Source organism: Pseudomonas sp. D5(2026) (genome assembly GCF_057766845.1).
Genome location: NZ_CM173421.1, coordinates 3471733 through 3496333, shown reverse-complemented (window position 1 = coordinate 3496333; position 24601 = coordinate 3471733). Strand labels below are relative to the sequence as shown.

Annotated in this window: 28 protein-coding genes, 3 tRNA genes and 1 pseudogene; 23 read left to right on the top strand and 9 right to left on the bottom strand. The window is 60.9% G+C overall.

Translation table 11 applies throughout. The annotated features are described in order from the left end of the window. The first annotated feature begins 15 nt into the window (after nucleotides 1-15). Nucleotides 16-768 (top strand): TerC family protein, encoded by a 753-nt coding sequence (locus tag AC3B5Q_RS16205; RefSeq protein WP_021782786.1) that lies wholly within the window; start codon nucleotides 16-18, stop codon nucleotides 766-768. A gap of 129 nt (nucleotides 769-897) precedes the next feature. On the opposite strand, the gene AC3B5Q_RS16200 is transcribed toward AC3B5Q_RS16205, so the two are convergent. Further along, entirely contained in the window at nucleotides 898-1077 is a 180-nt protein-coding gene (locus tag AC3B5Q_RS16200; RefSeq protein ID WP_021782785.1) for a hypothetical protein, read from the bottom strand. Between the two features lie 166 nt (nucleotides 1078-1243). On the opposite strand from AC3B5Q_RS16200, the gene AC3B5Q_RS16195 reads away from it, so the two are divergent. Continuing rightward, nucleotides 1244-1978, top strand: coding sequence for a peptidase C39 family protein (locus AC3B5Q_RS16195; protein ID WP_021782784.1), 735 nt, complete (start codon nucleotides 1244-1246; stop codon nucleotides 1976-1978). An 89-nt stretch (nucleotides 1979-2067) separates the two neighbouring features. On the opposite strand, the gene AC3B5Q_RS16190 is transcribed toward AC3B5Q_RS16195, so the two are convergent. Beyond that, nucleotides 2068-3351 (bottom strand): NAD(P)/FAD-dependent oxidoreductase, encoded by a 1284-nt coding sequence (locus AC3B5Q_RS16190; protein ID WP_003250557.1) that lies wholly within the window; start codon nucleotides 3349-3351, stop codon nucleotides 2068-2070. A gap of 203 nt (nucleotides 3352-3554) precedes the next feature. Between AC3B5Q_RS16190 and AC3B5Q_RS16185 the strand changes: the two genes are divergently transcribed. The 4 genes from AC3B5Q_RS16185 to AC3B5Q_RS16170 all read left to right on the top strand — a co-directional run bounded on the left by AC3B5Q_RS16185 (nucleotide 3555) and on the right by AC3B5Q_RS16170 (nucleotide 5158). Beyond that, nucleotides 3555-3631: transfer RNA gene (locus tag AC3B5Q_RS16185), tRNA-Val, on the top strand. 171 nt (nucleotides 3632-3802) lie between these two features. Then, nucleotides 3803-3879: transfer RNA gene (locus AC3B5Q_RS16180), tRNA-Val, on the top strand. Between the two features lie 131 nt (nucleotides 3880-4010). Beyond that, nucleotides 4011-4580, top strand: coding sequence for an SPOR domain-containing protein (locus tag AC3B5Q_RS16175; RefSeq protein WP_021782783.1), 570 nt, complete (start codon nucleotides 4011-4013; stop codon nucleotides 4578-4580). 152 nt (nucleotides 4581-4732) lie between these two features. Beyond that, nucleotides 4733-5158, top strand: a complete 426-nt coding sequence (locus tag AC3B5Q_RS16170) for a GTP pyrophosphokinase (RefSeq protein ID WP_103469207.1) — start codon at nucleotides 4733-4735, stop codon at nucleotides 5156-5158. 3 nt (nucleotides 5159-5161) lie between these two features. On the opposite strand, the gene AC3B5Q_RS16165 is transcribed toward AC3B5Q_RS16170, so the two are convergent. From AC3B5Q_RS16165 to AC3B5Q_RS16155, 3 genes are all read right to left on the bottom strand, one after another. Continuing rightward, nucleotides 5162-5854 (bottom strand): endonuclease, encoded by a 693-nt coding sequence (locus AC3B5Q_RS16165; protein WP_021782781.1) that lies wholly within the window; start codon nucleotides 5852-5854, stop codon nucleotides 5162-5164. Between the two features lie 6 nt (nucleotides 5855-5860). Continuing rightward, entirely contained in the window at nucleotides 5861-6103 is a 243-nt protein-coding gene (locus tag AC3B5Q_RS16160; protein ID WP_004574330.1) for a DUF1654 domain-containing protein, read from the bottom strand. Between the two features lie 216 nt (nucleotides 6104-6319). Then, nucleotides 6320-7408, bottom strand: a complete 1089-nt coding sequence (locus AC3B5Q_RS16155) for an asparaginase (RefSeq protein ID WP_021782780.1) — start codon at nucleotides 7406-7408, stop codon at nucleotides 6320-6322. Between the two features lie 402 nt (nucleotides 7409-7810). Here AC3B5Q_RS16155 and AC3B5Q_RS16150 point away from each other — a divergent pair, with 402 nt between their 5' ends. The 7 genes from AC3B5Q_RS16150 (at nucleotide 7811) to AC3B5Q_RS16120 (ending at nucleotide 14747) form a co-directional block, all read left to right on the top strand. After that, nucleotides 7811-8770 (top strand): sugar ABC transporter substrate-binding protein, encoded by a 960-nt coding sequence (locus AC3B5Q_RS16150; protein WP_021782779.1) that lies wholly within the window; start codon nucleotides 7811-7813, stop codon nucleotides 8768-8770. A gap of 20 nt (nucleotides 8771-8790) precedes the next feature. Further along, nucleotides 8791-10344: a sugar ABC transporter ATP-binding protein gene (locus tag AC3B5Q_RS16145; protein WP_021782778.1), complete on the top strand. Its 1554-nt coding sequence runs from the start codon at nucleotides 8791-8793 to the stop codon at nucleotides 10342-10344. Next, entirely contained in the window at nucleotides 10341-11336 is a 996-nt protein-coding gene (locus AC3B5Q_RS16140) for an ABC transporter permease (RefSeq protein WP_488392672.1), read from the top strand. Before AC3B5Q_RS16145 ends, AC3B5Q_RS16140 begins: the two co-directional genes overlap by 4 nt. 4 nt (nucleotides 11337-11340) lie before the next feature. Beyond that, nucleotides 11341-12363, top strand: coding sequence for a LacI family DNA-binding transcriptional regulator (locus tag AC3B5Q_RS16135; RefSeq protein ID WP_021782776.1), 1023 nt, complete (start codon nucleotides 11341-11343; stop codon nucleotides 12361-12363). A 15-nt stretch (nucleotides 12364-12378) separates the two neighbouring features. After that, entirely contained in the window at nucleotides 12379-13287 is a 909-nt protein-coding gene (gene rbsK, locus AC3B5Q_RS16130; RefSeq protein ID WP_021782775.1) for a ribokinase, read from the top strand. Then, a complete protein-coding gene (gene rbsD, locus AC3B5Q_RS16125; RefSeq protein WP_021782774.1) occupies nucleotides 13284-13682 on the top strand; it encodes a D-ribose pyranase in 399 nt (132 codons plus the stop codon). The genes rbsK and rbsD overlap by 4 nt, the downstream gene beginning before the upstream one ends. A gap of 63 nt (nucleotides 13683-13745) precedes the next feature. Then, the gene (locus AC3B5Q_RS16120) at nucleotides 13746-14747 is read left to right on the top strand and encodes a nucleoside hydrolase (protein ID WP_021782773.1); all 1002 of its coding nucleotides are present in this window, start codon (nucleotides 13746-13748) and stop codon (nucleotides 14745-14747) included. On the opposite strand, the gene AC3B5Q_RS16115 is transcribed toward AC3B5Q_RS16120, so the two are convergent. After that, the gene (locus tag AC3B5Q_RS16115; RefSeq protein ID WP_021782772.1) at nucleotides 14719-14931 is read right to left on the bottom strand and encodes a hypothetical protein; all 213 of its coding nucleotides are present in this window, start codon (nucleotides 14929-14931) and stop codon (nucleotides 14719-14721) included. The two genes, AC3B5Q_RS16120 and AC3B5Q_RS16115, sit on opposite strands and share 29 nt — an antisense overlap. A 273-nt stretch (nucleotides 14932-15204) precedes the next feature. Between AC3B5Q_RS16115 and AC3B5Q_RS16110 the strand changes: the two genes are divergently transcribed. Then, complete coding sequence (locus AC3B5Q_RS16110) at nucleotides 15205-15525, top strand: I78 family peptidase inhibitor (protein WP_014591556.1); 321 nt, start codon at nucleotides 15205-15207, stop codon at nucleotides 15523-15525. Nucleotides 15526-15726: 201 nt separating this feature from the next. Here the strand turns inward: AC3B5Q_RS16110 and AC3B5Q_RS16105 are convergent, their stop codons facing one another. Further along, a complete protein-coding gene (locus AC3B5Q_RS16105; RefSeq protein ID WP_003250656.1) occupies nucleotides 15727-15939 on the bottom strand; it encodes a cold-shock protein in 213 nt (70 codons plus the stop codon). A 162-nt stretch (nucleotides 15940-16101) separates the two neighbouring features. After that, entirely contained in the window at nucleotides 16102-16407 is a 306-nt protein-coding gene (locus AC3B5Q_RS16100; protein ID WP_021782771.1) for a hypothetical protein, read from the bottom strand. 338 nt (nucleotides 16408-16745) lie between these two features. On the opposite strand from AC3B5Q_RS16100, the gene thrS reads away from it, so the two are divergent. From thrS to AC3B5Q_RS16055, 9 genes are all read left to right on the top strand, one after another. Then, complete coding sequence (thrS, locus tag AC3B5Q_RS16095) at nucleotides 16746-18668, top strand: threonine--tRNA ligase (RefSeq protein ID WP_021782770.1); 1923 nt, start codon at nucleotides 16746-16748, stop codon at nucleotides 18666-18668. Further along, on the top strand, nucleotides 18668-19219 hold the full coding sequence (gene infC / locus AC3B5Q_RS16090) for a translation initiation factor IF-3 (RefSeq protein ID WP_012052879.1): 552 nt from the start codon (nucleotides 18668-18670) through the stop codon (nucleotides 19217-19219). Before thrS ends, infC begins: the two co-directional genes overlap by 1 nt. Before the next feature lie 60 nt (nucleotides 19220-19279). Then, entirely contained in the window at nucleotides 19280-19474 is a 195-nt protein-coding gene (gene rpmI / locus AC3B5Q_RS16085) for a 50S ribosomal protein L35 (RefSeq protein WP_003250667.1), read from the top strand. Nucleotides 19475-19501: 27 nt separating this feature from the next. Beyond that, a complete protein-coding gene (gene rplT / locus AC3B5Q_RS16080; protein WP_003250671.1) occupies nucleotides 19502-19858 on the top strand; it encodes a 50S ribosomal protein L20 in 357 nt (118 codons plus the stop codon). 109 nt (nucleotides 19859-19967) lie between these two features. Beyond that, entirely contained in the window at nucleotides 19968-20984 is a 1017-nt protein-coding gene (gene pheS / locus AC3B5Q_RS16075; protein ID WP_003250674.1) for a phenylalanine--tRNA ligase subunit alpha, read from the top strand. A gap of 31 nt (nucleotides 20985-21015) precedes the next feature. Then, the gene (gene pheT / locus AC3B5Q_RS16070; RefSeq protein ID WP_004574323.1) at nucleotides 21016-23397 is read left to right on the top strand and encodes a phenylalanine--tRNA ligase subunit beta; all 2382 of its coding nucleotides are present in this window, start codon (nucleotides 21016-21018) and stop codon (nucleotides 23395-23397) included. 4 nt (nucleotides 23398-23401) lie between these two features. Continuing rightward, a complete protein-coding gene (gene ihfA, locus AC3B5Q_RS16065; protein ID WP_003250679.1) occupies nucleotides 23402-23704 on the top strand; it encodes an integration host factor subunit alpha in 303 nt (100 codons plus the stop codon). Beyond that, on the top strand, nucleotides 23685-24041 hold the full coding sequence (locus AC3B5Q_RS16060) for a MerR family transcriptional regulator (RefSeq protein WP_003250681.1): 357 nt from the start codon (nucleotides 23685-23687) through the stop codon (nucleotides 24039-24041). Before ihfA ends, AC3B5Q_RS16060 begins: the two co-directional genes overlap by 20 nt. A 114-nt stretch (nucleotides 24042-24155) precedes the next feature. Then, a tRNA-Pro gene (locus AC3B5Q_RS16055) sits at nucleotides 24156-24232 on the top strand. Nucleotides 24233-24326: 94 nt separating this feature from the next. Here AC3B5Q_RS16055 and AC3B5Q_RS16050 read toward each other — a convergent pair. Further along, nucleotides 24327-24569 (bottom strand): annotated as a pseudogene (locus tag AC3B5Q_RS16050) (hypothetical protein); the annotation flags it as partial. Nucleotides 24570-24601 lie beyond the last annotated feature (32 nt).

Genomic DNA, 24601 nt, shown 5'->3' with positions numbered 1-24601 from the left:
TGCAGGATTTGAACAATGGAATATTTGCTGGAACTCGCCGCTAGCCCGACCGCCTGGGTTGCCCTGGCTACGCTGGTGGCCATGGAAATTGTACTGGGCATCGACAACCTGATCTTCATCTCGATCCTGACCAACAAATTGCCGGTGGAGTACCGCTCCAAGGCGCGGCGTATCGGTATCAGCATGGCCTTGGTCATGCGGCTGGCCTTGCTCAGCACCGTGGCCTGGATCGTTCAGCTGACCGACCCGGTGTTCGAAGTGTTCGGCAACACCTTCTCGTGGAAGGATGTGATCCTGATTGCCGGTGGTCTGTTCCTGCTGTGGAAGGCGACCAAGGAGATTCACGAAAACGTCGACCCGCATGGCGCCAAGGAGGAAGCCAAAGTCTCCTCCACGGTTACCCTGGGCTTTGCTGCGGCGATCTTCCAGATCCTGCTGCTGGATATCGTCTTCTCGGTCGACAGCATCATCACCGCCGTGGGCATGACCGAGCACCTGCCTATCATGATTATCGCCGTTATCACTGCTGTGATCGTGATGATGGTGGCAGCCGATCCGCTGGCCAATTTCATCAACGACAACCCGACCGTGGTCATGCTGGCGCTGGGTTTCCTCATCATGATCGGCATGACGCTGATCGCCGAAGGCTTCGGCGCCCATGTACCCAAGGGCTATGTGTATGCCGCCATGGCGTTCTCGACGGCTATCGAGGTCCTCAACATCCTGGCCCGCCGGGCGCGTTTGAAGCGTGAAGCGGCTGAAGGTTGATGTAAAAAAGGCGTTTTGCGCCCCCCCTCACGGACAAGCCCGCTCTTACAGGTACCTCGCGTCCCACTGGCATTGCGAAATACCTGTGCAGCGGGCTTGTCCGTGAGTGGGCTTCAGAAAATCCTGAGGTTAGCTCACCCCGGCATGCCGCCGCGCCCGTGATACCGGCTGTGGCCTTGGCGGGGCCTGCGGTGGCAGGTGGTGATGGTGTGCATGACGCCGCACGATACGCAGTACACCCCACAGCATGGCGGCTGCGACGCTTAGCCACATGCCTACCAGCATGAGTATTGCCATGGTCAGGCTCATCTGTGCCTCCATCTCTACGGCAAGCGCTTGATTGGCCCGCGTTTACCTTCCAGACACTGCTTTAGTCTAGCCCTTCGCCTGTGACGTTCCATCGAACAATGGTCGATCTCTAGTGCCGATTCGCTCCAAGGCGCTGTCGGACTATACCCGCGCGGCTGTCGGACCTATGATCGGTGGCCAGAGCCGGGCGCTGCCTGCCTGGCGTTGGAACAAGCGAGTGTCCATGGAGCAACATTCCTTCAAGGCTGCCCCCCGACGGCTACTGGCCGCCTGTCTGCTGGCTGCCACCCTGGCCGGCTGCGCCAGCGCACCGCCCGGTAACCTCAAGGGCCTGCCGCAGCGGGTCGAAATCAGCAGCGTGCCGTTCTACCGTGGCAACGCCAACCACAGCGGGGCCATGGCGCTGGCGGCAGTGCTGTCGCAGCAGGGGGCGCCTATTACGCCGGGCTTGCTGGATAAGCCGCTGAACCTGCCTCAGGGCGCCGAAACGCTGGATACCGCTATTCCCCGTGTGGCGCGGGACTACGGCAGGGTGGTGTACCCGCTGGACAAGCAACTGGACGCGCTGTTGACCCAAGTGGCGGCGGGCAACCCGGTGCTGCTGCGTTACGAGGAAGGTTCGGCCTGGTGGAGCGAGCCGCGCTATGCGGTGTTGATGGGGTATGACCGTTACAAGCAGCGGGTGCTGCTGCGCTCGGGCATGCACCGGCGGCAGATGATGGCATTCGATGACTTTGCATCGGCGTGGGCAAAGCAGGGGAGTTGGGCGGTGCTGGTGCAGCCACCTCGGCAACTGCCGGCTCAGGTTGATCGCCAGCGGTGGTTGCATGCTGCGGATGAACTGGCCAAGGCGGGGCAAGAGATTGCGGCGAAGCAGGCGGTAAATAGCCTGAACAAATAGCGCTGCCAGTGCCTGCCCCTTCGCAGGTAAGCCCGCGCCCACACGGACTGTGCAATAGCACAAATCCTGTGGGCGCGGGCTTGCCTGAATCAGAAGCCCAGGCGGTCGCGCAGGCTGTAGTACCAGGCACCGATGGCGCTGAAGGGTACGCGCAGCATCTGGCCACCCGGGAACGGGTAGTGCGGCAGGCCGGCAAAGGCGTCGAAGCGCTCTGCCTGGCCGCGCAGGGCCTCGGCCAGTACCTTGCCCGCCAGGTGGGTATAGGTCACGCCGTGGCCCGAGCAACCCTGCGAGTAGTAGATGTTGTCGCCGATCCGGCCAACCTGTGGCAGGCGCGACAGGGTCAGCAGGAAGTTACCGGTCCAGGCGTAGTCGATCTTCACGTTCTTCAGCTGCGGGAAGGCCTTGAGCATTTTCGGGCGGATGATCGCCTCGATGTTGGCCGGGTCACGCGCGCCGTACACCACGCCGCCACCGAAAATCAGGCGCTTGTCGCTGGTCAGGCGGTAGTAGTCGAGCAGATAGTTGCAATCCTCGACGCAGTAGTCCTGCGGCAGCAGGGTGCGTGCCAGTTCTTCGCCCAGTGGCTCGGTGGTGATCACCTGCGTGCCGCATGGCATGGACTTGGCGGCCAGCTCGGGTACCAGGTTGCCCAGGTAGGCGTTGCCGGCAACGATGATGAACTTGGCGCGGACCTTGCCCTGCGGGGTATGCACGACCGGGTTGGCGCCACGCTCGATGCGCACGGCCGGGGTTTGCTCATAGATGATGCCACCCAGCGACTCGACCGCGGCAGCTTCGCCCAGGGCCAGGTTCAGCGGGTGGATGTGGCCGCCGCTCATGTCGAGCATGCCGCCAATGTAGCTGTCGCAGGCAACCACTTCGCGGATGCGCTTCTGGTCCATCAGCTCCAGCTGATTATGGCCAAAGCGTTCCCACAGGCGCTTTTGCGATTCCAGGTGGCCCATCTGCTTGCTGGTAAGGGCGGCGAATACGCCACCATCTTTCAGGTCGCACTGAATGTTGTACTTGGCCACGCGCTCACGAATGATGCGCCCGCCCTCGAAGGCCATGTGGCCCAGCAGTTGTGCCTGCTTGGGGCCAACGGTGCGTTCGATGACATCAATGTCGCGGCTGTAGCTGTTGACGATCTGGCCGCCGTTGCGGCCCGATGCGCCAAAGCCGACCTTGGCCGCTTCGACGATGCTTACCTTGAAGCCGTTCTCCAGAAGGAACAGGGCGCTGGACAGGCCGGTGTAGCCGGCACCGATGATGCACACATCGGTTTCCACCTCACCCTGCAGCGCCGGACGTGGCGGCACCGGGTTGGCCGAGGCGGCGTAGTAGGACTGGGGGTAGGGGGTGTTAGCCATGCTGCAGGAACCTCGTGTTTTATATTTTTAACGAATGTACCGATGCTATCAATAATAATAAACACCCGCTAGTCGTCTGGTGAAAATCCTTTACGGGGCCCCCCTCAGTCAGCCTCTCTATAAAGAGTTTAAGATTCAGTAGGTTAGCGCGAAAAAAAGTGTTGACAGGGTTTTTGTAATGCGTAGAATGCGCACCACACGACAGGCACATAGCTCAGTTGGTTAGAGCACCACCTTGACATGGTGGGGGTCGTTGGTTCGAGTCCAATTGTGCCTACCAAATCGAAAAAGGGGTGATCCGAAAGGGTCACCCCTTTTTTCATTGTCCATTGCCATGCGGGTCGAAAACCGCGGTATGGGCACGAAGCGCTTGCATGCGAAAGTTTTTGATTTTTCTCAAAAAAAAGCTTTACAGGTACGCATCGGATCACTAATATGCGCACCACACGACAGGCACATAGCTCAGTTGGTTAGAGCACCACCTTGACATGGTGGGGGTCGTTGGTTCGAGTCCAATTGTGCCTACCAAATCGAAAAAGGGCGATCAGAAATGATCGCCCTTTTTGCATTTGCGCCCGAAGCAGCGTGTAACGTTTGGTCGCGGTTCGGGCATACCCCGGCGTGCTAGAATCCGCCCCTTCGAATCTGGAGGTACACGCGTGCGCAAACTGGCTGTGGTAATGGCAGTGCTCGCCCTGGCGGGCTGTGAGAACGAGGTCGAAGGCGTGCACAAGCAGGTGGCCGAACACCTGCACAACCCCAAGACCGCCAAGTTCGGCAACGTGCGGATCGACACCCAGGGCACCATCTGCGGTCAGGTCCGCGGCAAGGACGATGCCGGGCAGTACGAAGCCTACCGCAGCTACGTGGCGATCAAGCGCGATGGCCAATACGACATCATCGTCGACGATACCGGCAATAACCTGCGTATCCGCGAGCTTTGCGGCGGCGCCGATCTGCAGCGGCGTGCCGAGGCCCTGGCAGGCCAGCCGGCGCCCCAGGGTTGGGATGTGGAAGTGGTGCAGGGCGCCAACATGGGGGCGCTCAGCGACATGACGGCGCGCCTGATCGAAAAGGGCATCCCGTCTTCGGTGGAGTACCGCGACGGCAAGCCGGTGGTGCTGCTGGGGCCGTTCCCCACCCGCGAAGAGGCGCAAGCGCGCAGGGACGAAGTGATGGCCAAGCTGGGTACCGATTCAGTGGTCATCCAGCACGGCGCATCACGCTAGGGCCTGTTTTCAACGCGGCATAAACAAGTATCAAGGCTTTTCCTTCAGAGCCTAAGCCTGGGCAGAGGCGCCGCCGCCAAGGCTTGTGTCAGGCGCCTTTCACACAAGTTTGGCTATGCTTGGGTGGGTAGCTGCCAAACGGGGAGGGCCTCATGTCTACACTGGAGCGGGCCATTGCCGTGGCCGCCAGGGCGCATGAAGGGCAATACGATAAGGGTGGGGCGGCTTATATCCTCCACCCGTTACGCGTGATGATGCGGGTTTCCACACCTGAACAGCGGATTGTGGCGGTGCTTCACGATGTGATCGAAGACACCCCGCTGACCCTGTCCGACCTGGCGCGTGAGGGCTTCGCGCTGAAAATCCTGGCCGCGTTGCTGGCGCTTAGCCGCCGCGAGGGCGAACCTTACCAGGATTTCGTAGTGCGACTGGGCGGTGATCCGTTGGCGCGCACCGTCAAGCTGGCCGATCTGGCCGACAATAGTGACCTCTCGCGCATCCCCTGCCCGGGCCCTGCCGACCTGGCGCGGCTGGCTCGTTACCGGGAAGCCAGCGCCTACTTGCAAGCGCTGGCTTAAGGGTCAACCGCACGCCTTGAGGTTGACCGGCCCCACGAACGCGTTTCCCCGCCCCATCACGCAGGCGACCTGTTGGTTGCGTTGCCGCTCCCAGGCTTGCGGCGGGTAGGTCTTGTTCCAGGCTTCGAACAACTGGCGGTCCTGTTTGGACAGACGCAGGTTGTACTGCTTGCTCATGTAGAAGTAGGTGCGGGCGATCATGCCGCGGATCGATGGGCGCGGCATCACTTTCCTGGCCTTGAAATCGACCTGGGTCAGGCAGCGGCCATATTGGCCGCGTTGCTCCGGCAGCCAGCCGAAACTGAAGTTGCTGCGGTCGCCGTTGACCTCACCGATGCTTGGCACCAGGTTGTGCAGGTCGGCTTCGGCGCGTTTGTACACTTCGTCATGCTGCGAGCACTGCTTGCGCCCGCCACTCTGCCAGCATTGGCGCTGATGGCCGATCTGCCAGGCGGGTACGATGTGTTCCCATTCGATGCGCGAGGCGCGCCGGGCATTCTTGCGTGGGGTATAGCCGCATGACGCCAGGTCGACCTTGTTGCCCTTGTATTTGCACCCGCAATAGAACTCGGTCGATTGCGGTGCATAGAGCTTCCAGGCGACCTTCTTGGCCTCCTGGAAGGTGCGCGGGGCGTCGGCTTGAGCAAACGGAGTGGTCAGTAACAGGCAAGCGGCTGCGAAAAGCGAAACTCTCATGCGCAGTCAGTCTTCCTTTGGTACGGTCCAGAAAATCTGCACGCCGCCATCGTCACGGTGGGCGAGGGTGACGTTGTCGTTCTCGGCAATCTCCTGAAGCAGGGTTTCCCAGTCATCCGGGCTTTCCTGTTCCAGGCGGAAGATCAGCGCCGCGCGGCTGCGCTGGGCGGTGGGGCTGTTGATGATCTTCTGGATGCGTACACCCAGCTGTTCATAGCTGCTCGGGGTGGCGGAGGCGGTGCTGGACACAGGAATTTCCTTGTTTTTGCTGTATGCACGTACAGTATTTCACTGTAAGTAAATTCGCAACAGCTTGTCAGGAGAAATCCAGCGTTGGCCTGTAAACCATCAGGCAGGTCAGAAAGGTAAGCGATGTCGCCGGTTTTTTACCCTCAGTGTCTGTGCGGTTCAGGAGAGGGCATTGAGGCCCTCAGAGCCGGCGCACCGGCACTGAGGGGGGAGCACTCAGTATTCCCAGAAGATGCGCTGCAGCTCCTTGCTGTCCTGGGTCTTGGTCATTGCCACCATCGCCAGGATCCGCGCCTTCTGCGGGTTCAGGTCGTGAGCCACGACCCAGTCGTTTTTGTCATCCGGCTGTTCGGCGTTGCGCAGTACGAAACCACCCTGGTTGACATGCGACGAGCGGATGATCTGCACGCCGTTCTTGCGCAGTTCCTGCAGCGCCGGGACTACCCGCGACGATACCGAACCGTTGCCGGTACCGGCATGGATCAGCGCCTTGGCGCCGTTCTGCGCCAGCGCCTTGTAGGCGGTGTCGGTGACGTTGCCATAGCCATAGGCAATGTCCACCTGCGGCAGGCTGCTGATCTGCTTGATGTCGAACTCGGAATTGACCGTATGGCGCTTGGCCGGCAGGCGGAACCAGTACGATTTGCCTTCCACTACCATGCCCATCGGGCCCCAGGCGCTCTTGAAGGCTTCGGTCTTGATGTTGACCGCCTTGCTCACGTCGCGGCCGGACTGGATCTCGTCGTTCATGGTCACCAGCACGCCTTTGCCACGCGACTGTTTGTCGCTGGCTACGGCCACGGCGTTGTACAGGTTGAGCATGCCGTCGGCGGACATGGCGGTACCCGGGCGCATCGAGCCGACCACCACGATTGGCTTGTCGGTCTTCTCTACCAGGTTGAGGAAGTAGGCGGTTTCTTCGAGGGTGTCGGTGCCGTGGGTGATGACGATACCGTCGACGTCCTTGCTTTCGGCCAGCTCGGCGACGCGCTTGCCCAGTTTCAGCAGGTCGTCATTGCTGATGCTCTCGGAGGCGATCTGCATCACTTGTTCGCCGCGTACGTTGGCGATGTCGGCCAGTTCTGGCACGCCGGCGATGAGCTTGTCGACGCCCAGCTTGGCAGCCTGGTAAGTGGCGCTGTTGGCAGCGCTGGCACCGGCGCCGGCAATGGTGCCGCCGGTGGCGAGGATGACCACGTTGGCCAGCTTTTGTTGGGTTTCGGCTTCCTTGGCCGAGGCGCTGGTTGGCAGGATCAGCAGCAGGGCGAGTGCGCTGGGGGCGAAGGTTTTCAGTGCGGCATTCATCGTTATTGTTCTCGCTTCCTAGTGAGATAGTTATTGAGTCGCGCTCGGCTACAGGCACTTTTCGTACCAAGGCACCACGCGCTGCCTGGGTGGGAGCGGCCGTGCGTTGCAATGGGCTGCTTGGCAGCCCCGGCAATGGGTGGTGTTGCACCGAACCCGGGGCCGCTGCGCGACCCTTTCATTACCAAGCGCTACGGCTGAGAAAGGGGGATTTCATTCGTAATTCCGAACAAAAAAAGGAAAAGGCGTTCGGTTTTTCGGAAAAGCCTGCATAATCGGCCTCAGCAGCACTCTGGCCTCCGATAGCCAAACGGATTTGACAAACAACGGTCCTGTTACCATAGTTGGTCAACGCAAACGTTTGCGATCCGATAAAAAACACAAGATTCGGAGTCATCGTCCATGAAGCTGCCGTTCCCCGGTCGTCTGCTGGCCCTCGCTGTCATTTCCTCGCTTAGCCTCGCCTTGCCATTGTCTGCTGCCCACGCCGAAGACAAGCCCAAAGTCGCCCTTGTCATGAAGTCGCTGGCCAACGAATTCTTCCGCACCATGGAAGACGGCGCCAAGGACTACCAGAAGAGCCATGCCGACGAGTTCGACCTGATCGCCAACGGCATCAAGAACGAAACCGACACTGGCGAGCAGATCCGCATCGTCGAGCAGATGGTCAATGCCGGCGCCAAGGCCCTGGTCATTGCTCCGGCTGACTCGAAGGCACTTGTGTCGGCGGTGAAGAAGGCCATGGACCAGGGGGTGGTGGTGATCAATATCGACAACCGTCTGGACCCTGATCTGCTCAAGAGCAAAGGCATCAGCGTTCCTTTCGTCGGCCCCGACAACCGCAAGGGCGCGCGTCTGGTTGGCGATTACCTGGCCAGCCAGAAGCTCAAGGCCGGTGACCAGGTGGGCATTATCGAAGGGGTGCCGACTACCACCAATGCCCAGCAGCGCACCGCCGGTTTCAAGGACGCCATGAATGCCGCGCAGATGAACATCGTCTCGGTGCAAAGCGGCAATTGGGAGATCGACAAAGGCAACGCCGTCGCTGCCTCCATGCTCAACGAATACCCTGACCTGAAGGCCTTGCTGGCTGGCAACGACAGCATGGCCCTGGGCGCTGTGTCCGCCGTGCGTGCCGCTGGCAAGACCGGCCAGGTGCAAGTGGTGGGCTATGACAACATCAATGCCATCAAGCCAATGCTTGCAGACGGTCGCGTGCTTGCCACCCTCGACCAGGCCGCCAGCCAGCAGGCGGTGTACGGCATTCAGGCGGCGCTGAAAATGGTCAAGGGCGAAAAGCCTGATGTGGATGCCGACAACGTCATCCAGACCCCGGTCGAACTCATCACCAAGAAGCCCTGATGCTGCCAGGAGAATCGGCCATGCCTGCATCGGCCAATGAAGTGGTGCTCGCCGCCAGCGGCCTGGGCAAGACCTACGCCCAGCCCGTGCTCGGCGAGGTCAGCCTGAACCTGCGCGCCGGTGAAGTGCTGGCCCTGACCGGCGAGAACGGCGCTGGCAAGAGCACGTTGTCCAAGCTCATCGGTGGCCTGGAGCTGCCCACCACCGGGCACATGACCTACCGCGGCCAGGCCTACGCGCCCGGCAGTCGCAGTGAGGCCGAACGCCTAGGTGTGCGCATGGTCATGCAGGAGTTGAACCTGCTGCCGACGCTGACTGTGGCGGAGAACCTGTTTCTCGACAACTTGCCCAGCCGCTTTGGCTGGATCAGCCACAAGCGCCTGCGCCAACTGGCAATGGCCGCCATGGCCCGGGTCGGGCTCGACGCCATCGACCCGGACACCCCGGTCGGCGAGCTGGGCATCGGCCATCAGCAGATGGTCGAGATTGCCCGCAACCTGATCGGTGACTGCCATGTACTGATCCTGGACGAACCCACGGCCATGCTCACTGCGCGCGAGGTGGAGTTGCTGTTCACCCAGATCGAGCGCCTGCGTGCGCGTGGCGTGGCCATCGTTTATATCTCGCATCGCCTGGAAGAGTTGCAGCGCGTGGCGCAACGCATCGTTGTACTGCGCGATGGCAAACTGGTGTGCGACGAGCCGATCCAGCGCTACAGCAGCGCCGAACTGGTCAACCTGATGGTCGGCCGCGAGCTGGGCGAGCATATCGACCTGGGCCGGCGGCAGATAGGTGCACCGCTGCTCAAGGTTGACAAGTTGTGCCGCGGCGACAAGGTGCGCGAGGTGTCGTTCGAAGTCAGGGCAGGGGAAATTTTTGGCATCTCCGGTCTGATCGGCGCCGGCCGTACCGAGCTGTTGCGCCTGATCTACGGTGCCGATCGCGCCGACAGCGGCTGTATCGCGTTGGGCCAACCGCCGCAGGCGGTAAACATCGACTCGCCCAAGGCTGCAGTGCGGGCCGGCATCGCGCTGATAACCGAAGACCGCAAAGGCGAGGGCCTGCTGTTGACGCAGTCGATCAGCGCCAACATTGCGTTGGGCAACCTGGGCGCGGTATCGCGCGCCGGTGTGCTCGATAGCGAAGCGGAAAAGGCCTTGGCCGAACGCCAGATCCAGGCCATGCGCATTCGCAGTGCTGGCGCGCAGCAAGTGGTGGGCGAGCTGTCTGGCGGTAACCAGCAGAAGGTGGTAATTGGCCGCTGGCTGGAGCGCGATTGCCAGGTGCTGCTGTTCGACGAACCCACGCGTGGCATCGATGTGGGCGCCAAGTTCGACATCTATGGCCTGCTGGCCGAGCTGGCGCGTCAAGGCAAGGCCTTGGTGGTGGTGTCCAGTGACCTGCGCGAACTGATGCTGATTTGCGACCGCATCGCCGTGCTGTCCGCCGGCCGCCTGATCGACACCTTCGCGCGTGATCATTGGAGCCAGGACCAGTTGCTTGCCGCCGCCTTCGCCGGTTATCAGAAACGTGACGCACTGCTGCATGATGCAGCCCCCAGGATGGATGCATGAAAACCACCCCGCTAAACAACCAGGGCGCCGCCCCCATGCGCCGCAGCGGTACGTACTTTGGCCTGGGCACCTACCTGGGCCTGGCTGGCGCCTTGCTGGCGATGATCGTGCTGTTCTCGTTCCTCAGCAGCCACTTCTGGTCGTATGGCACCTTCAGCACGCTGGCCAACCAGATCCCGGACCTGATGGTGCTGGCGGTGGGCATGACCTTTGTGCTGATCATCGGCGGCATCGACCTGTCGGTGGGTTCGGTGCTGGCGCTGGCCGCCTCGACGGTTAGCGTGGCGATACTCGGCTGGGGCTGGGGCGTGCTGCCCTCGGCGCTGCTGGGCATGGCTGTGGCCGCATTGGCCGGCAGCATTACCGGTGGCGTCACCGTGGCCTGGCGCATCCCGTCGTTCATCGTTTCGCTTGGTGTGCTGGAGATGGCCCGTGGCCTGGCCTACCAGTTCACCGACTCGCGCACCGCCTATATCGGCGACGCCTATGCCTGGTTCTCCAACCCGGTCGCCTTTGGTGTTTCGCCGGCGTTCATCATCGCCTTGTTGGTGATCGTGCTCGCCCAGTTGGTCCTGACGCGTACGGTGTTCGGTCGTTACCTGATCGGTATCGGCACCAACGAAGAGGCCGTGCGCCTGGCCGGTATCGATCCGCGCCCCTACAAAGTGCTGGTGTTCGCCCTGATGGGCCTGTTCGCCGGCCTGGCCGCGCTGTTCCAGATCTCGCGCCTGGAAGCGGCCGACCCCAATGCTGGCTCTGGCCTGGAGCTGCAGGTCATTGCTGCCGTCGTGATCGGCGGCACTAGCCTGATGGGTGGGCGTGGCTCGGTCATCAGCACCTTCTTTGGCGTACTGATCATTTCCGTATTGGCCGCCGGGCTGGCGCAGATCGGTGCCAGCGAGCCGACCAAACGCATCATCACCGGGGCGGTGATCGTCATCGCCGTGGTGCTCGACACTTACCGTAGCCGGCGTGCAGGCCGGCGGAACTGACAACATGGCAACCATCAAAGACGTCGCGGCACTGGCGGGTATTTCGTACACCACCGTGTCTCATGTACTCAACAAGACCCGGCCGGTTAGCGAACAGGTGCGGCTGAAAGTGGAAGCCGCCATCATTGAGCTGGATTACGTGCCCAGCGCGGTGGCGCGTTCGCTGAAGGCGCGTAGCACGGCCACCATCGGCCTGTTGGTGCCCAACAGCGTCAACCCGTACTTCGCCGAGCTGGCGCGGGGTATCGAAGACGCCTGCGAGCGCAACGGCTATTGCGTGATCCTGTGCAACTCCGACGACAACCCGCAGAAGCAGCGCAGCTACCTGCGCGTGCTGCTGGAAAAACGCATCGACGGCCTGGTGGTGGCCTCGGTGGGCCAGGACGACGACCTGCTGCAAAGCCTGGCCAGTGTGCGCACGCCAATGGTCATCGTCGACCGTGAACTGGAAGGCGTCGATGCTGACCTGGTGCGCATTGACCACGAGCAGGGGGCGTACCTGGCCACCCAGCACTTGCTGGGGCTTGGCCATCGCGATGTTGCCTATATCGGCGGCCCCGCCGAAACCGGGGTTACCCAGCTGCGCCTGAGCGGCTTCCGCCGTGCCATGGCCGAAGCCGGGGCGCCTGTGCTGGGCAGCCGTGTACTGCACTGCGACTTCACCAGCCCGGGTGGCCATGCGGCGGCGGCGCAGGTGCTGGAAGGCAAACGGCCCTCGGCGATTTTTGCCGGCAACGACATGATCGGCTTTGGTGTGCTGCGTGCTGCAGCCGAACGCAATATCAGCGTACCCGGCGAGCTGTCGGTGATCGGCTTCGACGACATCGAACTGAGCCGCTACGTGTACCCGCCGCTGACCACCGTGGGCCAGTCGATTCGCGAGCTGGGCGAGAGCGCTGCCTCGTTGCTGCTGACGCGTATCGCTACACCTCGGCAGGGCGCGGCAGAGCAGCGCATTGTCGCCCCGCGTATCGTCTTGCGTGAGTCCACCGGGCCGCGCCCGGACCTGTTCAATGATTACCGCTAACGCTAAGGAAATGTCATGAATGCCAAGGTTGTGGTGGTCGGCAGCCTCAATATGGACCTGGTGGCCCGCGCCCGGCGCCTGCCACGGGCCGGCGAAACACTCCCCGGCGATAGCTTTTTCACGGTGCCGGGCGGCAAGGGTGCCAACCAGGCCGTGGCGGCTGCGCGGCTGGGCGGCAGCGTGGCGATGATCGGCAATGTTGGGGATGATGATTACGGTCGGCAACTGCACCGGGCCTTGTATGTCGAGGGGGTCGACTGTCAGGGCGTCAGCACCTGCCCAGGCGTGTCCAGCGGTGTGGCGCTGATCACGGTGGATGCCGCCAGCCAGAACTGTATTGTCATCGTTCCCGGCGCCAACGGCCTGCTGACGCCGCAGTCGGTGCTGCGCTTCGATGCACTGCTGCAGGCCGCCGAGGTGGTCATCTGCCAGCTGGAAGTGCCGACTGACACTGTGGCTTGCACGCTGGCCAGGGCGCGTGAACTGGGCAAGCAGGTCATCCTGAACCCGGCGCCTGCTACCGGCCCCTTGCCAGCGGACTGGTTTGCGCATATCGATTACCTTACCCCTAACGAAAGCGAAGCCGAAGCCTTGACCGGTGTGGCGGTGACCGATCAGGACAGTGCCCGGCGCGCCGGCGAGTGCTTGCTGCAGCTGGGGGCAGGCAAAGTGATCATCACCTTGGGTGCGCAAGGTGCCTTGCTGGTTACCGCCCAAGGCCATCAGCACTATCCTGCACCGCACGTGCAGCCGCTGGACACCACCGCTGCCGGCGATACCTTCATTGGCGGCTTTGCTGCCGGCCTGGTACGTGGGTTGGAGGAGGGTGAGGCGATCATCTTTGGTCAGCGGGCCGCAGCATTGTCGGTTACCCGTGCCGGTGCCCAGCCATCGATTCCCTACTTGGCGGAGCTGACGCCATGAAGAAAACCCCACTGTTGAACGTTGCCCTGTCGCGGGTCATTGCCGGCATGGGGCATGGCGACATCCTGGTGATCGGCGATGCCGGGCTGCCGGTGCCGCCGGGGGTGGAATTTATCGACCTGGCCATTACGCCTGGCCTGCCGGACTTCGCAAGCGTGCTGCGGGTGGTGCTGAGCGAATTGCAGGTTGAGCGGCACGTGCTGGCTGAAGAAATGCAAAAAGTGGTGCCACCCGCGCTGGTCGAAATCGAGCGATTGAAGGGCAAGCTGGGCAAGCGCGAGTGGCTGGCCCATGAGGATTTCAAAGTGCTGTCGCGTAGTGCTCGTGCAGTGGTGCGTACAGGCGAGTGTCAGCCCTACAGCAACATCGCCCTCATCTCCGGCGTCACCTTTTAGCCGGTTCCACAAAAGACACCGGGGGGGCAAACGAATAATTCATAGGCAACAGGAGTGCCACCCATGCTCAAGTCCCTGCTACAAGGAATCGTCTTCATGGCCACAGCCTCGACCCTCCAGGCCGCCCCCATCGACCTGATCATTGACACCGATCCCGGCGCCGACGATGTGGTTGCGCTGTTTCTGGCCATGGCTTCGCCCAAAGAGCTCAATATCCGCGCCATCACCACAGTGGCCGGCAACGTGCGCCTGGACAAGACCTCGCGCAATGCCCGCCTGGCCCGCGAATGGGCCGGGCGCGAAGACATCCCGGTGTACGCCGGTGCCGGCCGCCCATTGGTGCGCACGCCGATCTATGCCGCCGATGTTCATGGTGAAGAAGGCCTCACCGGTGTCCAGGTGCACGAGCCGAAAGCCCCCCTGGCCCAGGGCAATGCCGTGCAATACCTGGTCGATACCCTCGGCGCAGCCAAACCGCACAGCATCACCGTCGCCATGCTTGGCCCGCAGACCAACCTGGCCCTGGCGCTGATCCAGCGCCCAGGCATCGTCAAAGGCATCAAAGAGGTGGTGGTCATGGGGGGAGCCCATTTCAATGGTGGCAACATCACCCCGGTGGCGGAGTTCAACCTCTACGCCGACCCGCATGCCGCCGAAGTGGTGCTGGCCAGCGGCGTGCAGCTGACCTACCTGCCGCTGGACGTCACCCACAAGCTGCTGACCAGTAACGCCCGCCTGACGCAACTGGCAGCCGTGAACAACCAGGCCAGCAAGCGCGTGGTGGACATCCTCAATGCCTACATTACCCACGACATGGACCTGTACGGCATGCCCGGCGGCCCTGTGCATGACGCCAGTGTCATCGCTTACCTGTTAAAACCCGAGCTTTTCAGTGGTCGGCGCATCCACATGAGCATCGACAGCCGCGAAGGGCCCACTTTCGGCCAGACAATTGCGGACTGGTACGGCGTGCTCAAGCAGCCAGCGAATGTGCTGTGGGTGGAGCAGGGTGATGCCCAGGGGCTGTTCGACCTGCTCAGTGCCCGCCTGGCGCGATTGGAATAGCCGCGTGCGGCGCGTAGCGCTCGAACACCTGGTCGATGAAGCTGCGTGCCGCCTCGGCGCCGTTATCGCGCACCAACAGGTCGATGGCGATCAACAGCAACTCTTCCGGTGTGCCAGGGCTGTACGCACTCTGGCCCTCGGCCCATTTGACCTTGATATCGGCATCGATGCTGTGGGTGCTCATGAAAAGCTCTCGCTGGGGGCCCGGAACGAAGAGGAACACCTGGCCCTGGTGTTCGATGGAGGCGGGATGCGCTCCACTTCTTGCAGCAAATCATGGCTTTGCGCCGGTGACCGTGCGAGCTAAGCATATGGCAAACACAGCACGTTGTGCAAAATCCGGTCACGATTGCTTTTCGTCTTGCTGCTACAGTTCAGGCAGACTTGACCGGTTTTGCAACAAATGATGAGCGGAGCTGTCGGATCAGGCAGTTCCCGGACCGATTTAGGAGGCTTCATGTTCCGTACCCGTGCTTACCTGGCAACTCTGGCTGTGGCTGCTGTCCTGGCGGGTTGCAGCACTGGTGGCAATGCTGATGGCGGTGCTGCGCCGGCCGCGCCAGTGGGCAACGATGGCCGCTGCGAAGCCAGTGGTGCCGACTTTGCCATGGGCAAGCAGGCCAGCGCCGAATTGCTGGAGCAGGCACGCAAGGCCAGCGGCTCGCAGATGGCGCGCATTCTCAAGCCGCACGATGTGGTCACCCTGGAGTACCGCTCCGAGCGCCTGAACCTGAACGTGGACGAGCAGGGCAGGGTAACCCGCGTCAACTGCGGTTGATGCACGCGGGGGCAACTGCCTTGCGCAAAATGTGAAAAGCCTGCGCAGTCGCCTGTAGGGGCGGGTTCGCCCGCGAACACGGGCGAAGCCCGTGCCGTTCACCCTAAAGTCTGTTTTGCAGGCAATCCCGCCCCACTCAGATGATGCAATCACCCATAAAAAAACCCGCCACAAGGGCGGGTTTTTTTACAGCTATCCGAATTACTCCGGACGAACCTGTGCAGCCTGCATGCCCTTCTGGCCGCGTTCGGCGACGAAGGAAACAGTCTGGCCTTCTTTCAGGCTCTTGAAGCCGTCAGATTCGATGGCTTTGAAGTGTACGAACAGGTCGTCGCCGCCGCCTGCTGGGGTGATGAAGCCGTAGCCTTTCTCATCATTGAACCATTTGACGGTGCCTTGTTGGCGATTGGACATGGGTGAATCTCCAGAACATTTAGTTTTTTCAGTGGTGCAATGCGGCCGAGGCTACGGAGCACGGGATACATCATAGTCTAATTCTGCGCATCTAGCGCCTTTTACCTTCGCAGGATATTGATCCAGCTCAAAGAATGGCTGGTCGTCGCTGACTTTAAGGTTTCAGCTCTTCGGTGCACAGGCCTGTTTCACCACCATCTGCGCCCTCTGCATCAGCTTGGCGTCAACGCCGTCCTTGCTGTCGAGGTCGGCAATCTCGGCGTCGGTGAAGTTCTTTTTGATGGCTTGCGCGCCGCATTCGCAGTGCTTTTTCGCGGTGGCAGCGTCAACGCCCTGGCCGCTGGCCACTTGCGTGCACTGGGTCATGTAGCCGGCCTCCTTCCCAGGGGGGAAGTTGCCGGCGTTCGCAGCCACGGGCAGCAGCAGGGCGCCAGCGGCCGTCAGGGCCAGAAGAGACGGAACTCGCATCACCAGTTACTCCTTGGGTTAAGGTCTCATCAAGAGTAGGTTGCTTCCCAAAGTCTGAGCGGTATTTTTCCGCGTTAGTTCACCGCTGTGGGGCAATTTCCAAATATTTCTGCCTGGGGTGCAACCCGCGTGCTAGCATGCCCGGCTTGCGGTCGCGCTGTTGCCGGCTGCAGCTATCTTTTTTCTTTCCAGTCACTCTGGTTCGTCCCTGACAAGCCGAAAGGCTTCTGCCACTGTGGGGCAGGCTTCCTTTTACCGGAAGGCAGGTCGGATCTTGTACTGGCTCATCCCAACCCACGTGACCTTTGGTAGGGGTCACCACTAGGAGAGGAGGCGCCATGCCCGTTATTACTCTTCCCGATGGCAGTCAACGTTCGTTCGATCACGCCGTATCCGTAGCTGAAGTAGCCGCTTCCATCGGCGCTGGCCTGGCCAAGGCCACCGTTGCCGGCAAAGTCGACGGCAAGCTGGTCGATGCGTGTGACCTGATCAGCAACGACGCCACCCTGCAGATCATCACCCCTAAAGATGAAGAGGGACTGGAGATCATCCGTCACTCGTGCGCCCACCTGGTTGGCCACGCCGTGAAGCAGCTGTACCCGACCGCCAGGATGGTGATCGGCCCGGTCATTGACGAAGGCTTCTATTACGACATCGCCTATGAGCGCCCCTTCACGCCAGAAGACATGGCCGCCATCGAAAAGCGCATGATGGAGCTGATCGAAAAAGACTACGACGTGGTCAAGAAAATGACCCCGCGCGCCGAAGTCATCGAGGTGTTCAAGGCTCGTGGCGAAGACTACAAACTGCGTCTGGTCGAAGACATGCCGGATGAACAGGCCATGGGCCTGTACTACCACGAAGAATACGTCGACATGTGCCGTGGCCCGCACGTGCCGAACACCCGCTTCCTCAAGGCATTCAAGCTGACCAAGCTGTCCGGCGCCTACTGGCGTGGCGATGCCAAGAACGAGCAGCTGCAGCGCGTGTACGGCACGGCCTGGGCTGACAAGAAGCAGCTGGCTGCGTACATCCAGCGCATCGAAGAAGCCGAAAAACGCGACCACCGCAAGATCGGCAAGCAGCTCGACCTGTTCCACCTGCAGGAAGAAGCCCCGGGCATGGTGTTCTGGCACGCCAACGGCTGGACCGTCTACCAGGTACTCGAGCAGTACATGCGTGGCGTACAGCGCGAAAACGGCTACCAGGAAATCAAGACCCCGCAGGTTGTCGACCGCATCCTGTGGGAGCGTTCCGGCCACTGGTCCAACTATGCCGAAAACATGTTCACCACTTCGTCGGAAAGCCGTGACTACGCGGTAAAACCGATGAACTGCCCGTGCCACGTGCAGGTGTTCAACCAGGGCCTGAAAAGCTACCGCGACCTGCCGCTGCGTCTGGCCGAGTTCGGTGCCTGCCACCGTAACGAGCCGTCCGGCGCACTGCACGGCATCATGCGCGTGCGTGGCTTCGTACAGGACGACGCGCACATTTTCTGCACCGAAGAACAGGTGAAGAAAGAAGCCGCCGACTTCATCAAGCTGACCCTGGACGTGTACAAGGACTTCGGTTTCAGCGACATCGCCATGAAACTGTCCACTCGCCCGGCCAAGCGTGTCGGTTCCGAAGAGTTGTGGGACCGTGCTGAAACCGCGCTGGCCGACGCCCTGAACGAATCCGGCCTCGAGTGGGAGTACCAGCCTGGCGAGGGCGCCTTCTACGGCCCTAAAATCGAGTTCACCCTGCGCGACTGCCTCGGCCGTAACTGGCAGTGCGGTACCCTGCAGTACGACCCGAACCTGCCAGAGCGTCTGGATGCCAGCTATATTGCCGAAGATAACAGCCGAGTTCGCCCGGTCATGCTGCACCGCGCCATCCTTGGTTCGTTCGAGCGCTTCATCGGCATGCTGATCGAACACTACGCTGGCGTGTTCCCGGCGTGGCTGGCCCCAACCCAGGCGGTGATCATGAATATCACCGACAAACAGGCCGATTTTGCCCTTGAGGTTGAGAAATCTCTGAACGGAAGCGGTTTCCGTGCCAAGTCGGACTTGAGAAATGAGAAGATCGGCTTTAAAATCCGCGAGCATACTTTGCTCAAGGTCCCGTACCTTTTGGTTATAGGGGACCGCGAAGTCGAAACGCAAACCGTCGCTGTGCGTACTCGCGAAGGCGCAGACCTGGGCTCCATGCCCGTCGCCCAATTCGTTGAGCTTCTGACACAAGCGGTTTCCCGGCGTGGTCGCCAAGAATCGGAGTAATGACTATTAAGCGTGAAATGAGAAACGATAAGCGTGCTGTACCGAAGGCCCCGATCAACGAGAATATCTCGGCCCGCGAGGTTCGGTTAATTGGCGCAGACGGCGAGCAGGTTGGCATCGTCTCGATTGATGAAGCGCTGCGTATCGCTGATGAAGCGAAGCTGGACCTGGTAGAAATCTCTGCAGACGCGGTACCGCCCGTCTGCAAGGTCATGGACTACGGCAAGCACCTCTTCGAGAAGAAGAAGCAGGCTAACGAAGCCAAGAAAAACCAGAAGCAGATCCAGATCAAAGAAATCAAGTTTCGTCCAGGGACGGAGGATGGGGATTACCAGGTAAAACTACGCAACCTGGTACGTTTCCTTACCGATGGGGACAAGGCCAAGATCTCTCTGAGATTCCGTGGTCGTGAGATGGCCCACCAGGAGCTGGGCATGGAGCTGTTGAAGCGGGTCGAAGCCGACCTCGCCGAATACGGCACCGTTGAGCAGCATCCGAAGATGGAAGGACGCCAGCTTATGATGGTCATCGCCCCCAAGAAAAAGAAGTAATCTCCCGGGCACGGCAGGCCTGATGATTATGTGTAATTTTATCGAATGCGGAGTTCCAACATGCCAAAAATGAAAACCAAGAGCGGTGCTGCGAAGCGCTTCCTGAAGACAGCTTCGGGCTTCAAGCACAAGCACGCTTTCAAGAGCCACATCCTGACCAAAATGTCGACCAAGCGTAAGCGTCAACTGCGCGGTGCCAGCTTGCTGCACCCGTCCGACGTCGCAAAAGTCGAGCGCATGCTGCGCGTTCGTTAATTCTGGTTAAGATAGAGGAAGTTACTCATGGCTCGTGTTAAGCGCGGCGTTATCGCTCGTAAGCGTCACAAAAAAATTCTGAAACTGGCTAAAGGTTACTACGGTGCACGTTCGCGCGTATTCCGTGTAGCCAAGCAAGCGGTCATCAAGGCAGGCCAATACGCCTACCGCGACCGTCGCCAGAAGAAGCGTCAGTTCCGCGCACTGTGGATCGCTCGTATCAACGCCGGTGCCCGCACCAACGGTCTGTCCTACAGCCGTCTGATTGCTGGCCTGAAAAAGGCTTCGATCGAAATCGACCGTAAGGTTCTGGCTGATCTGGCAGTGAACGAAAAAGCGGCGTTTGCTGCGATTGTCGAGAAAGCTAAAGCCGTTCTGGCTTAAGTACCCGCGACAATCACCCGGCGGTGCTAGCGCTGCCGGGCATTGAACGTCATCGATAGGGGAAGAGCCTTCAAAGCTCTTCCCCTATTTTCGTATCTGGAGTCTGTACATGGAAAACCTGGATGCGCTGGTCTCCCAAGCCCTAGAGGCCGTGGAACGCGCTGAAGACATCAACGCCCTGGAACAGATCCGGGTTAATTATCTCGGCAAGAAGGGCGAGCTGACCCAGGTGATGAAGACCCTGGGCAACCTGCCAGCCGAAGAGCGGCCGAAAGTCGGCGCGCTGATCAACGACGCCAAAGAGCGCGTCACCGTTGTGCTCAATGCCCGCAAGGCTGCCTTTGAAGAAGCCGAGCTCAGCGCTCGCCTGGCTGCCGAATGCATTGACGTCACCCTGCCAGGCCGCGGCCAGGCCACCGGTGGCCTGCACCCGATCACCCGTACACTCGAGCGCATCGAGCAGTTCTTCACCCACATTGGCTACGGCATTGCCGAAGGCCCAGAGGTGGAAGACGACTACCACAACTTCGAAGCGCTCAACATCCCTGGCCACCACCCGGCGCGGGCGATGCACGACACCTTCTACTTCAATGCCAACATGCTGCTGCGTACCCACACCTCGCCGGTGCAGGTGCGGACCATGGAGTCCACCCAGCCGCCCATCCGCATTGTGTGCCCGGGCCGCGTATACCGCTGCGACTCGGATATCACCCACTCGCCGATGTTCCACCAGGTCGAAGGCCTGCTGATCGATCGCGATATCAACTTCGCCGACCTCAAGGGCACCATCGAAGAATTCCTGCGCGTATTCTTCGAAAAAGAACTGGCGGTCCGTTTCCGCCCATCGTTCTTCCCCTTCACCGAGCCGTCTGCAGAAGTCGATATCCAGTGCGTGATGTGCTCCGGCAATGGCTGCCGCGTGTGCAAGCAAACTGGCTGGCTGGAAGTGATGGGCTGCGGCATGGTGCACCCGAACGTGTTGCGCATGTCCGGTATCGACCCAGAAGAGTTCCAGGGCTTCGCCTTCGGCATGGGTGCCGAGCGCCTGGCCATGCTGCGTTATGGCGTCAACGATTTGCGTCTGTTCTTCGACAACGACCTGCGGTTCCTAGCCCAATTCCGCTAGGCCCAATCGACGCAACTTTCAGGAGAACAGCATGAAATTCAGTGAACAGTGGCTGCGCGGTTGGGTCAATCCGCAAGTCTCCCGTGACGAACTGGTCGCCCGCCTGTCCATGGCCGGCCTCGAAGTTGACAGCGTTACCCCCGCTGCCGGCCAGTTCAGCGGCATCGTCGTGGGCGAAATTCTCGCCACCGAACAACACCCGGACGCCGACAAGCTGCGCGTGTGCCAGGTAAGCAGCGGTCAGGAAACCTTCCAGGTTGTGTGCGGCGCCCCTAACGCCCGCCCGGGCATCAAGATCCCGTTCGCCATGATCGGTGCCGAACTGCCAGGCGACTTCAAGATCAAGAAGGCCAAGCTGCGCGGTGTCGAGTCCTTCGGCATGCTGTGCTCGGCTGCCGAACTGCAGATCAGCGAAGAAAACGACGGCCTGCTGGAACTGGCTGCCGACGCTCCGGTTGGTGAAGACATTCGCACGTACCTGAGCCTGGATGATGCCAGCATCGAAATCGGCCTGACCCCGAACCGCGGCGACTGCCTGTCCATCGCTGGCCTGGCCCGCGACGTCAGCGCCCTGTACGACACCCCGGTCACCCGCCCGGTGGTACCAGCCGTAGCGGCCGCCCATGACGAAGTGCGCCCGGTCGAAGTCAGCGCCCCGGCTGCCTGCCCGCGCTACCTGGGCCGCGTTATCCGTAACGTCGACCTGAGCAAGCCAACCCCACTGTGGATGGTCGAGCGCCTGCGCCGCAGCGACGTTCGCAGCATCGACGCCGCCGTCGACATCACCAACTACGTGATGCTCGAACTCGGCCAGCCGATGCACGCCTTCGACCTGGCGGAAATCAACGGCGGCATCCGCGTGCGCATGGCCGAAGAGGGCGAAAAACTCGTCCTGCTCGACGGCCAGGAAGTGGCCCTGCGTGCTGACACCCTGGTCATCGCCGACCACACCCGCGCCCTGGCTATCGCCGGCGTCATGGGTGGCGAGCACAGCGGTGTGAACACCGAAAAAACCCGCGACCTGTTCCTGGAAAGTGCTTTCTTCGAGCCGATTTCCGTCGCTGGTAAAGCCCGTTCCTACGGCCTGCACACCGATGCCTCGCACCGCTACGAGCGCGGCGTCGACTCGCAACTGGCCCGCGAAGCCATGGAGCGCGCCACCCAGTTGCTGCTGGACATCGTTGGCGGCGAAGCCGGCCCTGTGGTCGAAGCGGTCAGCGAACAGCACCTGCCACAAGTAGCCCCGGTCACCCTGCGCGCCGAACGCATCACCCAGATGCTTGGCATGGAAATGGACCCGGCCCAGGTCGAGCAGTTGCTCAACGCCCTCGAGCTGACCACGACCAAGAGCGGGGAAGGGCAGTGGACCGTCAGCGTGCCAAGCCACCGCTTCGACATCAGCCTGGAAGTGGACCTGATCGAAGAGCTGGCCCGCCTGTACGGCTACAACAACCTGCCTGTACGCTACCCGCAAGCCCGCCTGGCCCCACAGGGCAAGCCGGAAACCCGCGGTGACCTGCCGACCCTGCGTCGCCTGCTGGTTGCCCGCGGCTACCAGGAAGCCATCACCTACAGCTTCATCGACCCGAAACTGTTCGAACTGTTCAGCCCGGGCGTAGAGCCGCTGCTGCTGGCCAACCCCATCTCCAGCGACATGGCCGCCATGCGCGCCTCGCTGTGGCCGGGCCTGGTCAAGGCACTGCAGCACAACCTGAACCGCCAGCAAGACCGTGTGCGCCTGTTCGAAAGCGGCTTGCGCTTTGTCGGCCAACTGGGTGACCTGCAGCAGCAGCCAATGATTGCCGGCGTCATCACCGGCAGCCGCCTGCCAGAAGGCTGGGCCAACGGCCGCGACGGCGTCGACTTCTTCGACGTGAAAGCCGACGTGGAAGCCCTGCTGGGCTACTCCGGCGCCCTGAGCGACTTCACCTTCAGCGCCGGCAAACACCCAGCCCTGCACCCAGGCCAGACCGCTGCCATCGAGCGCGACGGCAAACTGGTCGGCTACCTCGGCGCCATCCACCCAGAGCTGGCCAAGGCCCTGGGCCTGGACCGTCCGGTGTTCCTGTTCGAGCTGGTGCTGGGCGATGTGGTCGAAGGCCGCCTGCCGAAGTTCAGCGAACTGTCCAAGTTCCCGGAAACCCGTCGCGACCTGGCTTTGATCGCAGGACGTGATGTGGCTTCTAGCGCGGTGCTTGAATTAATTCGTGACAATGCAGGCGAATGGCTCACAGACCTCAGGCTGTTTGATGTGTACCAAGGTAAAGGCATTGATCCTGATAGAAAAAGCCTTGCCGTCGGCTTGACCTGGCAGCATCCATCGCGCACTCTTAACGACGATGAGGTGAACACTACCCTGCAAAACATCCTCACCTCGCTCGAACAAAGGTTGAACACCACGTTAAGGAAATAACGGCATGGGTGCTCTGACGAAAGCTGAGATGGCCGAAAGGCTGTACGAGGAGCTGGGGCTTAACAAGCGTGAGGCCAAGGAGCTGGTCGAGCTGTTTTTTGAAGAAATTCGGCACGCACTTGAAGAGAACGAGCAGGTCAAGCTGTCCGGTTTCGGCAACTTCGACCTTCGCGACAAACGCCAGCGGCCGGGCCGCAACCCCAAGACTGGGGAAGAGATCCCGATCACCGCACGGCGCGTCGTCACCTTTCGTCCAGGGCAGAAGTTGAAGGCCCGGGTTGAGGCCTATGCTGGAACCAAGCCATAACGACGAACTGCCCCCCATACCGGGCAAACGCTACTTCACCATTGGTGAAGTGAGCGAGTTGTGTGCCGTAAAGCCACACGTGCTGCGGTATTGGGAGCAGGAGTTCGACCAGCTGAACCCTGTGAAGCGGCGGGGGAACCGGCGGTATTACCAGCGGCAGGATGTGCTGATGATCCGCCAGATTCGTGCGCTGCTGTATGATCAGGGGTTCACCATTGGCGGGGCGCGGTTGAGGCTCTCCAGTGATGAGGCTAAAGATGAATCCAGCCAGTACAAGCAGCTGATTCGGCAGATGATTGTTGAATTGGAGGATGTATTGGTGGTTTTGAAGAAGTGAGCCGGGTTTCTGATGAGTGGAAATTTTTTTGAGAAAAAGCTTTCATTTATCAGAGGGTTAGGGTACATTCTTCAACGTTCTCGGCAAGATTGAGAACATGCTTCAAAGCCCAGTCGGGGCGTAGCGCAGCCCGGTAGCGCACTTGCATGGGGTGCAAGGGGTCGAGTGTTCGAATCACTCCGTCCCGACCAAAAAATCCCTAAAAAATCCAGTCACTTAGCGGTGACTGGATTTTTTTATGGGCGCTTCACACGTAGAAGCGTAGGGACTTTTGCGGTTTTTTTTTCATCCTGCCATTCTCCTCAAAATTGTCAGTGCCGGCCCGCGCGAGTCGGTGGCCGAAATCCTGTTGGCTTCATCGATCAGTTTGCCCAACTCGGCGGCTGAGTAGTGACTGGTGATGCTACCGTTCTTGTGCCCCAGCAGGCGACTATGCTTCTGCCTGCTCTCTTCATTCAGCGCTTCTATCTGCAACTTGCACGTCTCCCTGCCTAGATGGGAGGGAGTGTGAAGATGTAGTCGCAGACTGTGCCGGCGCCAGGAACGACGTTGAAGTTGAA

Coding starts and splice junctions, on each gene's coding strand:
- AC3B5Q_RS16205 (WP_021782786.1), top strand. CDS start 16: ATGGAATATTTGCTGGAACTCGCCGCTAGCCCGACCGCCTGGGTTGCC.
- AC3B5Q_RS16200 (WP_021782785.1), bottom strand. CDS start 1,077: ATGAGCCTGACCATGGCAATACTCATGCTGGTAGGCATGTGGCTAAGC.
- AC3B5Q_RS16195 (WP_021782784.1), top strand. CDS start 1,244: ATGATCGGTGGCCAGAGCCGGGCGCTGCCTGCCTGGCGTTGGAACAAG.
- AC3B5Q_RS16190 (WP_003250557.1), bottom strand. CDS start 3,351: ATGGCTAACACCCCCTACCCCCAGTCCTACTACGCCGCCTCGGCCAAC.
- AC3B5Q_RS16170 (WP_103469207.1), top strand. CDS start 4,733: ATGTCTACACTGGAGCGGGCCATTGCCGTGGCCGCCAGGGCGCATGAA.
- AC3B5Q_RS16165 (WP_021782781.1), bottom strand. CDS start 5,854: ATGAGAGTTTCGCTTTTCGCAGCCGCTTGCCTGTTACTGACCACTCCG.
- AC3B5Q_RS16155 (WP_021782780.1), bottom strand. CDS start 7,408: ATGAATGCCGCACTGAAAACCTTCGCCCCCAGCGCACTCGCCCTGCTG.
- AC3B5Q_RS16150 (WP_021782779.1), top strand. CDS start 7,811: ATGAAGCTGCCGTTCCCCGGTCGTCTGCTGGCCCTCGCTGTCATTTCC.
- AC3B5Q_RS16145 (WP_021782778.1), top strand. CDS start 8,791: ATGCCTGCATCGGCCAATGAAGTGGTGCTCGCCGCCAGCGGCCTGGGC.
- AC3B5Q_RS16140 (WP_488392672.1), top strand. CDS start 10,341: ATGAAAACCACCCCGCTAAACAACCAGGGCGCCGCCCCCATGCGCCGC.
- AC3B5Q_RS16135 (WP_021782776.1), top strand. CDS start 11,341: ATGGCAACCATCAAAGACGTCGCGGCACTGGCGGGTATTTCGTACACC.
- rbsK (WP_021782775.1), top strand. CDS start 12,379: ATGAATGCCAAGGTTGTGGTGGTCGGCAGCCTCAATATGGACCTGGTG.
- rbsD (WP_021782774.1), top strand. CDS start 13,284: ATGAAGAAAACCCCACTGTTGAACGTTGCCCTGTCGCGGGTCATTGCC.
- AC3B5Q_RS16120 (WP_021782773.1), top strand. CDS start 13,746: ATGCTCAAGTCCCTGCTACAAGGAATCGTCTTCATGGCCACAGCCTCG.
- AC3B5Q_RS16115 (WP_021782772.1), bottom strand. CDS start 14,931: ATGAGCACCCACAGCATCGATGCCGATATCAAGGTCAAATGGGCCGAG.
- AC3B5Q_RS16110 (WP_014591556.1), top strand. CDS start 15,205: ATGTTCCGTACCCGTGCTTACCTGGCAACTCTGGCTGTGGCTGCTGTC.
- AC3B5Q_RS16105 (WP_003250656.1), bottom strand. CDS start 15,939: ATGTCCAATCGCCAACAAGGCACCGTCAAATGGTTCAATGATGAGAAA.
- AC3B5Q_RS16100 (WP_021782771.1), bottom strand. CDS start 16,407: ATGCGAGTTCCGTCTCTTCTGGCCCTGACGGCCGCTGGCGCCCTGCTG.
- thrS (WP_021782770.1), top strand. CDS start 16,746: ATGCCCGTTATTACTCTTCCCGATGGCAGTCAACGTTCGTTCGATCAC.
- infC (WP_012052879.1), top strand. CDS start 18,668: ATGACTATTAAGCGTGAAATGAGAAACGATAAGCGTGCTGTACCGAAG.
- rpmI (WP_003250667.1), top strand. CDS start 19,280: ATGCCAAAAATGAAAACCAAGAGCGGTGCTGCGAAGCGCTTCCTGAAG.
- rplT (WP_003250671.1), top strand. CDS start 19,502: ATGGCTCGTGTTAAGCGCGGCGTTATCGCTCGTAAGCGTCACAAAAAA.
- pheS (WP_003250674.1), top strand. CDS start 19,968: ATGGAAAACCTGGATGCGCTGGTCTCCCAAGCCCTAGAGGCCGTGGAA.
- pheT (WP_004574323.1), top strand. CDS start 21,016: ATGAAATTCAGTGAACAGTGGCTGCGCGGTTGGGTCAATCCGCAAGTC.
- ihfA (WP_003250679.1), top strand. CDS start 23,402: ATGGGTGCTCTGACGAAAGCTGAGATGGCCGAAAGGCTGTACGAGGAG.
- AC3B5Q_RS16060 (WP_003250681.1), top strand. CDS start 23,685: ATGCTGGAACCAAGCCATAACGACGAACTGCCCCCCATACCGGGCAAA.